Genomic DNA, 8772 nt, shown 5'->3' on the forward strand with positions numbered 1-8772 from the left:
GGCTTTCACGTCAATTTTTTATAGGTTCCTTTATAATATGTCTCAGCATTTATTAGCAAGCGTGTCTGATGAATCAGACCACCCTATTTCTCATTAGAGAAATGGGAAATTTGCCAAACTACAGTATATTAAATCACGAATAAAAACACGAATAAAAGCAGACATCACGAACAAGACACGAATATAAATTTTTGAGTTTCTATATTTTCAGTAGTAATTCGTGATAACATTCGTGATGAGTTATTCGTGCTTTTAGGAGGCGAAAATGTTTACTGGAGATTATGTGTTCACTTCGGAATCGGTGACGGAAGGTCATCCGGATAAGGTTTGTGACCAGATTTCAGATGCAGTATTAGACGAGGTCTATCGGTTAGACCCGCCGTTAAAAAATAATTTCAGCTGTCGGGTTGCCTGTGAAACATATATTACCGTCGGGCTTTTAATTATCGGAGGTGAAATAACAACCTCTGCATATGTGGATATTCAGCAACTAGCAAGAAATGTTATTAAAACGATTGGATATACCCATGTAAAATACGGGTTCAACTATGAAACCTGTGGGATATTAAATGCGATAGGTCGTCAATCACCCGATATAGCCAGAGGTGTTGGAAAAAAAGGCAAGGAAATAGGCGCAGGCGACCAGGGACTTATGATTGGTTATGCTTGTAACGAAACAGCAGAACTTATGCCACTGCCAGTAATGCTTGCACATAAACTTACAATGCGACTTGCCGAAGTAAGAAAGAAAAAAATATTGAAGTATATAGGACCTGATGGTAAATCACAAATAACGGTACGATATATTAACAGCAAACCTGTTGCAGTTGATAAAATAGTCGTTTCCACACAGCATACTGAGGAGTCCGTTGATAAAAAAACAAATAATCTTGCGAACTGGGCAAGAGATGAAATAATAGACGCAGTAATACTGCCGACAATCCCGAAAAATCTGATTAAAAAGCTCAATTTCAAGACGGACTGTTTTATCAATCCGACAGGCAGGTTTGTTGTCGGAGGTCCGCAATCAGATACTGGAATGACCGGCAGAAAAATTATTGTGGATACTTACGGTGGAATGGCGCCACACGGTGGTGGTGCGTTTTCAGGCAAAGACCCAACCAAAGTTGACCGTTCTGCATGTTACATGGCAAGATATATCGCTAAAAACATAGTAGCTGCGGGGCTTGCTGAAAAATGTTTAATCCAACTCGCATATGCAATCGGTGTACCGGAACCGGTTTCAATTATGGTGGATTCGCTTAGCACAGGTGTTGCAGATGCTAAACTTGAAAAAGCAGTCCGAAAGATTTTTCCGCTTACACCACGCGGGATAATAGAAGCACTTGAACTTTATAAACCTGTTTATCAGAAGACTGCTGCTTACGGTCATTTTGGTAGAAACGAATTCCGATGGGAAAAAACGGATAAAGTTGCAGAACTAAAATCAGCAGTAAAATAAAACCAACCCGCAGAGCCGCAGAAAAAAAAGATTCTGACAGGATTTACAGGATAAGAAACAGAAGTTAATCCTGTTAATCCCGTCAAAAAAAATGTAAGCAAATGCTTACATTTGAATTTTAGTCGTCGGTGATTTTTGATTTTTCAATTAGTCCAATTGGACTAATTGAAAAATTGGGATTTGTTATTTGGGATTCCCGACGGTAGCACTCGGGAATGACATTTTTGGAGTTTGGAATTTGCCGTTAAAAGGGGTAATGATGAACTACGATATTAAGAGTTTGAAGTTGGCAAAAATTGGCAGAAATAGGATTGAATGGGCTGAACGGGACATGCCGGTTCTACGGCTTATTAGGAAACGATTTGCAAAAGTGAAACCACTAAAAAATACCAGAATTGGCGCATGTCTGCATGTCACAACAGAGACAGCAAACCTGATGTGGACGCTTAAATGTGGTGGTGCTGAGGTCGCACTTTGTGCATCCAATCCGCTTTCTACACAAGACGATGTTGCCGCAACTTTGGTGAAAGATTTCGGCATTCCTGTTTTTGCTATAAAAGGCGAAGATAACAAAACCTACTACAAACATATCCAATCGGTTCTTGCTACCAAGCCGCAAATCACAATGGACGACGGTGCAGACCTCGTGACGACGGTTCACGGTTCACGGTTGACGGTTGACGGTATTATCGGCGGCACCGAAGAAACAACGACGGGTGTGATTCGGCTGAAAGCGATGGCGAAAGAGGGTGTTCTGAAATATCCAATCATTGCAGTCAACGATGCGCTCACAAAACATTTTTTTGATAACAGATACGGAACCGGTCAATCAACAATTGACGGAATTATCCGTGCTACAAATGTGCTGTTAGCAGGCCGAAACTTTGTTGTGGCTGGATACGGCTGGTGTGGTAGAGGTGTAGCAATGCGTGCCAAAGGTATGGGTGCGAATGTGATTGTTACCGAGGTTGACCACTTGAAAGCGATTGAGGCATTGATGGATGGTTTTCTCGTTATGCCGATGATAGAAGCATCAAAAATCGGCGATATTTTCGTTACCTTGACTGGTGATATAAATGTTATTGATAGCCAGCATTTTCTGAAAATGAGAGATGGCGCAATCGTTTGTAATTCAGGTCATTTCAATGTTGAGATAAACATACCGGCACTAAAGAAAGCAAGTAAGCGAGTAAAGCGAGTAAGGGAGTATGTAGAGGAATATACACTTAAAAACAATAGAAAAATTTATCTGCTTGCAGATGGTCGGCTAATCAATCTTGCATCTGCGGAAGGACATCCGGCGTGTGTGATGGATATGAGTTTTGCGAACCAGTCGCTTGCTGTGGAGTGGCTGGCGATGCAGAAGCAAGAAGCAAGAAGCAAGAAGTTAGAAAATAAAGTTTATCCAGTGCCGAAAGAGATTGATGACAGAATTGCAGAGATGAAACTTGAAACACTCGGTGTTAAAATTGATAAACTAACGCCCGAGCAGAAAAAATATCTTTCAAGCTGGCAGGAAGGCACTTAAAAGGCAGGTAAAAGGTTAAAGGTTAAAGGTATAAATTAAAGATTAAAGGTCAAATGCTAAAGTATTTTGTTGTAATTTTAACCTGTAACCTTTAACCTGTAACTTGCCGTTATTGGGGGGGTCTATGAAAAAGTTTTTTATCTGTGTTTATCTGTCATTGCGAGGCGTAGCCGTGGCAATCTCAAAAACGAGATTCCTCGTTTCACTCGGAATGACACTTTGTGTTATCTGTGTTCATCTGTGTTTCTCTGAATCATTCAAGATTCTTGGCACACGGCCACTTGGTATGGGTGGTGCGTTTGTCGCAGTTGCAGAAGATGCACTTACGCAGTACTACAATCCTGCAGGACTTGGTATTGGCAGGGATGTAGATGTCCAGATACCAGTAGGTGTTCAAGCAGAGACAACTGGTGATGTGGTGAAATCGCTTACTGATGCATCAGACAGGGTGATGGGTATTGCGGATAAGTTTAATCAGGTTCAAGATGCACAGAAGGGACAAAATATGGGAACGGGAACAGGAACAGGAATAGGCAGCGCCTTATCGCTTGACCAGATATCTTCGTATCTTGAGATGATTGATGAGATAAGAAAACTTGCAGACCCAGAAGCAGGCTTGAGTGACCCTAAAAAAGGGTTGTTGCTTGATGTTTCAGCAGGTGCGAATATCCGGGTGAGCCATTTTGCGTTTTCTGTGAATAATTTTACAACACTTGGCTTTAATCCGATACTTGATTTTAACATCGGGCTTGGCTCGTCTACATTTGCAACTTCACCAAAAAAATTGGTGGGAGCAGTTCAAAAAACAGATGGTATTCCAGAAGTTCCACAAGGTGTTGATTTAGGTGATATTGCCGATAAAGCGGTTGAGATTAATACCAAATTTGGAGAAACTCATAAGGATGCGAACGGTAAACCGTTGAATATTTATGACCCGCCACCAGGTGATCCCAATGACAAAAATAGCTTAAATGGCGCAGCCACCACATTATCAGGTGGGATTTTAACAGATATGACGGATACGCTTCAGAAGCAATTCGGTGTTACTGCAGAGGTTACCGATGCACTTGAGGCACAACTCCAACAACAATTTAAAAACAATCCTGCTTTTAAAGAACAAGCCGCAGCACTTGGGATTACAAGTGTTGATGATATCCCTAAGTTAGTAAACCAAGCGATTGCTAATGTAGTAATAAATGCAGCAACCGACCCAGATACTGCAAAGGCACTCGGAATAACACCGCTTTCCGCTCAAGAGGTTGTTGATTATGTCAACCAGATTGAAAGTATGCGGAAACTTATAACTGAGTTTCTTTCGTCAACTCAAGCGGGTTCTATCAGCAAGAACCAGACAGGTGTCACGGTTCGTGGTGCGTCAACATTTGAGGCATCGCTTGGCTACGGGATGAAAGTGCCATATGTTCAATCATCTACAGTTCTTGGTGGTGTGTTAAAAGGGCTTTATGCAGGCGCGAATGTGAAATATATTGAAGGTTATATCGCATATTCAAAACTGAATGTTGAACGTTATTTTTCGCTTACAGACGGTGGTAAAAAAGATATAGATTCTAAAGTTATAGAGGGTGAACTCAAAGATAGTTATGCGAGGTCAAAGGCAATTGGTATAGATTTAGGGCTTTTGGTTAAGAAACGGCTTCCTTCACCATTTAAGAAAAAAATACACGGTGGGCTTCTGTTAAGAAATATCAACTCGCCAAAACTTACCCAGCCGGCGTCTGCAAAAACTGCTGGAGAGCCGTTAAAATACACACTTAAACCACAAATAAGGGCAGGGCTCGCTGTCTGGCCGTTTAACTGGTGGACGATTGCATCTGATATTGATATAACCAAAAACGAAACCGCACTCACCAATTACTATTCTCAATTATGGGGGCTTGGCAACGAGTTTAATTTGGTGAACCGAAAATGGCTCAATTTAGCATTACGAGCTGGCTTGATGAAAAACATTGCAGAGTCAAAATCTAAACTCGCATATACCGCTGGGCTGGGCTTGAACTTGTTTCATTTTGTGCTTGATGCTGGTGGTGCGATATCATCCCAGAATGTTAAGGTTAGTTCAGATACGGAGATCCCAGCCGCAGGCGCCGCTTCTGTAATGATTTCTTTCCAGTTTTAGTAAAAACTGTTTTCTACGATGCTTTAAGAATAAAGGGACGGAGCTATTTTTAATTTCACGCGTTCCAATTTTGTAAAAGGTAAGTTTTTTGCTGAAAATATCCGCAGATTACGCAAAAATACCACAGAAAACGGATTTTTCGTGCTCTATTGTAGAAGTGGCATAAAATGATTTAAGACTTTAGTCTTTTAAAGACTTGTTCGCCCGACTGGGTGCTAAACTTTAGTTTAGGCTGAAGCCTAACACCCAAGCACGAACACAGTTCGTGCCTACAATAGAACGCGAAGAATGAGAAAACGCAGAGATAATATAAAAAACTCTGCGTAATCTGCGAAAATTCTGCGTTTTCAGTGAAACTAAACTATTTTCCAATTTTTATTTAAAGTGGTTATTGTTAGTAAGTTATCCATAATTGTTAATAACTGTGTTAGCAAACCCATTATATTGTTTAAGCCACTATTTTTTACTTTATGCGAAAGATAATTTGCTTCGTTTTCCATTTCTACTGCACTTTAGTGCAGGGTATATCAGGACTTAGGTCCTATTTACCCCAACTGAAGTTGTGTAGAAAAATTTGCTCCGTCCCTTTTTTAATATCTATCTTTCTATCTAGCCATCTAGCCATCTATCTTTTTGCTGTTCCACATATCAACGGCAAAAATCCCGGTCCGAAAGAATATGTACGTCCTTTACCTCAAAAACGTATAGAACGGACAATCACTACAACTGGTACACGAAAAATCGCTGTGATTTTGGTCAATTTCGCATCCGCTGGCTCAAATACTTCTGGTAGTGAAACAATGACATCATCTGATATTACTGGGTTTAACACCACATTTGGCTATCTGAAAAATTTTTATAAAGAGGCATCTTACGAAAAACTCAATTTAGATATTACATTTTTTTATAACGGTGGCTCAACTTCTACATTAACAGGCACTGAAACACCATTCACACTATCAACCCCGATGTCTACTTATGGTGCGGATACGGAATCATCGCTTGGTCAACTTGTGATAGATGCCTTAAATATATGTGGACAAGTGTCCATTTATAATTTTGATGGTGTGATGGTTGCACATGCCGGCTACGGGAACGAATCAACCAGCGATGGCGCAAATGATGGGAATATCTGGTCTTGTTATATCGGTCCATTCACGAATACTTTTGGGTTTGAAGAAGGCACTATTGTACCTGCGAGAGAAAAAAGTGATAATTTAGGCAGTCCAGTAAGCCCTATAGGTGTTACCTGCCATGAGTTCGGACATCAACTCGGGCTCTGGGATTTGTATTCCACAGGTGTTTCTGGTGGAGCAACACAGGTTGGTGTATGGTCTATAATGGATTATGGACCGTGGCTGTATAACGGGTTTTATCCACCCCATCCATCTTGTTGGGAAAAAGAAAAACTCGGCTGGCTTACACCTGTTGAAATCTCGTCAGGTACAAAAGAATTTACAACATACCCGTTTGAGACAAACCCAGACACCGTGTATAAACTGAACTCAGCCGATTCAGAAGAAGGAACCGAGTATTTTCTTGTCTGTCATACCTCAAAAACCGCATATTCACCGAAGACACCTGGTGACGGGCTTCTTATCTGGCATATTGATGAAGGCACAATTGACGGTGTTTCATTTGAGCAGCGGAAACTGAATAATGCATTGAACAACTATTCGCACAGAACTGTGGATGTAGAGGAAGCGGATTACTCAGACCCGTCACTAAATCTCGGTGATGCAACAGACCTCTGGCCAGGCGAGCGTCAAAGTTTTACTCCACCATATTCAGACAAATACAACAATCAGCCGAGTATGGTCAATGTCTTGAACATCTCAAATTATGTGCAATTTTCATCGTTTACCGTCTCGTATAAACCATTTATTAGCGGCTATGTAAGAAACAGCGCAGGCAATGCAATGTCTGATGTAGTTGTCTATCTGTCGTCTGTAACCCCCCCCAATTCTTACACGGAAACACGAACTGATACTTCTGGCTATTATGTTTTTACCGACTTATCAGATGCAACTTATACAATAACACCTGCTAAAGCCGACTATAATTTTTTACCAGCAAGTTTAACCGTTACAATTTCGGGCTACTATTCTAACAACAACAATTTCACAGGAATCGCAGCAGTCAGTTATGCTGATTTAACAAATAAGCCGAACAACATCAAGCCCGTGAATAATTTATTTGTGCCCGGTGCTGAAAAGACAACCATCTATTACAAAACTGCACAAGATGGGCATACCATAATCAACATTTATACGCTGGATGGTCGGCTGGTAAAAAAACTGGTAGACGAGTATATCCCTGCAGGTATTAATTCTGTTGACTGGGAAGGTCGGAATGATGAGAATTCAGCAGTTGCCTCCGGTATTTATTTAGTCCATATTTCAGCGCCCGGCTATAAAGCAACAAAAAAAATATGTGTAATCCGATAAGAAAAGTGATTAAGTGGTTAGTGAACTTCAAGTGGTTAAGTGGCTATGTGGTTAGGTGGTTTGTATTTACTATTCACTTATTCACTTATTCACTTATTCACTTGCTTTTAATAACTTATTCACTTAATCACTTAATCACCTGTCTTTACAGCAAAGGTACTGGCACAACTGCGGGTGTAACATTATTATCGGCAAACGGTGTAAGGCAGACAGCACTTGGTGGCAGTGGGACATCGTTATCAGGCGATGTGTATGCAATATTCTACAATCCTGCGTTGCTGCCTGATATTCCACAGAAACAACTTGCATCATCATTTGCATTGGGCTTGACAGACGATTCTCAAGCAGCAGTGCTGTACGGGTTAAAAAAGTTTGCAGTCGGCATTTTCTATCTTAACGGCGGGAGAATTGAAATAAATTATGTAGATGGAACTTCACGAAATGTTGTTGCACAATCAGATTGTTTAGCAACACTCGGCTGGGGTGGCTACAGTTCCAAAAATGTAGCGCTTGGCTATAACCTGAAATATCTATCTTCAAAACTGGTTGAAAGTTATGCTTCTGAAGCAATCGCATTTGATATGGGCTTGCAACTAAAATCAACCAATAACAGATTCAGGTTCGGTCTCGCAGCACAAAATTTTGGCACTTCATTAAAATACAGAAGCCAAAAAGAATCGCTGCCGTTTCTGGTTCGCAGCGGTATCTCTTACAATTTCCCTATTCGCTTCGCTCACCCCCGAATAAATTCGGGGGCTACACACTCTCTGCTGTTCATTTTTGACAGTTTTTATCTATTCAAAGAAAATAATCTGTATAATTCCGCAGGTCTTGAGTATTCTATTTTTGAAAAATATTTTCTGCGAGCTGGCTGCAGGTTCTTACCGGATAGGAACAGTTTTACAATAGGTTTAGGGGTTTCATTTGCTGAAAAATTCTCACTAGACTGGTCAACCGAATTCGCTGAATTAAATATTCCACACAAAATAGCATTTACAGTAAAATTTTGAAAATAAAAAATGTGCTTGACAAAATGCAGATTTTTTGTTATGCTTTTGCCAGAGGTTAAAGAAATGGTTAACAGTGCAGTCATTGCGAGGAATGAAATGACGAAGCAATCTCATACTGTCATTCCCCTTTTCTCAAAAGGGGTGTCCCGCAGGGACGGGGTATTCATTTCCGAATGTCCCTATCGGGA

The 8772-nt window shown here is 40.7% G+C and carries 5 protein-coding genes; all 5 read left to right on the forward strand.

Going from position 1 to position 8772, the window contains the following annotated elements; translation table 11 throughout:
* Positions 1–265 precede the first annotated feature (265 nt).
* The 5 genes from metK to AB1349_11540 all read left to right on the forward strand — a co-directional run bounded on the left by metK (position 266) and on the right by AB1349_11540 (position 8584).
* The gene (gene metK / locus AB1349_11520) at positions 266–1462 is read left to right on the forward strand and encodes a methionine adenosyltransferase (protein ID MEW6557958.1); all 1197 of its coding nucleotides are present in this window, start codon (positions 266–268) and stop codon (positions 1460–1462) included.
* 259 nt (positions 1463–1721) lie between these two features.
* Positions 1722–2990 (forward strand): adenosylhomocysteinase, encoded by a 1269-nt coding sequence (gene ahcY / locus AB1349_11525; protein ID MEW6557959.1) that lies wholly within the window; start codon positions 1722–1724, stop codon positions 2988–2990.
* Between the two features lie 124 nt (positions 2991–3114).
* On the forward strand, positions 3115–5127 hold the full coding sequence (locus tag AB1349_11530) for a hypothetical protein (protein MEW6557960.1): 2013 nt from the start codon (positions 3115–3117) through the stop codon (positions 5125–5127).
* A 470-nt stretch (positions 5128–5597) separates the two neighbouring features.
* Positions 5598–7574, forward strand: a complete 1977-nt coding sequence (locus AB1349_11535) for a M6 family metalloprotease domain-containing protein (GenBank protein ID MEW6557961.1) — start codon at positions 5598–5600, stop codon at positions 7572–7574.
* The gene (locus tag AB1349_11540) at positions 7559–8584 is read left to right on the forward strand and encodes a PorV/PorQ family protein (protein ID MEW6557962.1); all 1026 of its coding nucleotides are present in this window, start codon (positions 7559–7561) and stop codon (positions 8582–8584) included. The genes AB1349_11535 and AB1349_11540 overlap by 16 nt, the downstream gene beginning before the upstream one ends.
* The last annotated feature ends 188 nt before the right edge of the window (positions 8585–8772 follow it).

This window comes from Elusimicrobiota bacterium, from assembly GCA_040757695.1.
Classification (GTDB): Bacteria; Elusimicrobiota; UBA8919; order UBA8919; family UBA8919; genus JBFLWK01.

What these genes read in the sequence shown, in the direction of transcription:
- metK (MEW6557958.1), top strand. Translation starts at nt 266, where the DNA reads ATGTTTACTGGAGATTATGTGTTCACTTCGGAATCGGTGACGGAAGGT.
- ahcY (MEW6557959.1), top strand. Translation starts at nt 1,722, where the DNA reads ATGAACTACGATATTAAGAGTTTGAAGTTGGCAAAAATTGGCAGAAAT.
- AB1349_11530 (MEW6557960.1), top strand. Translation starts at nt 3,115, where the DNA reads ATGAAAAAGTTTTTTATCTGTGTTTATCTGTCATTGCGAGGCGTAGCC.
- AB1349_11535 (MEW6557961.1), top strand. Translation starts at nt 5,598, where the DNA reads ATGCGAAAGATAATTTGCTTCGTTTTCCATTTCTACTGCACTTTAGTG.
- AB1349_11540 (MEW6557962.1), top strand. Translation starts at nt 7,559, where the DNA reads ATGTGTAATCCGATAAGAAAAGTGATTAAGTGGTTAGTGAACTTCAAG.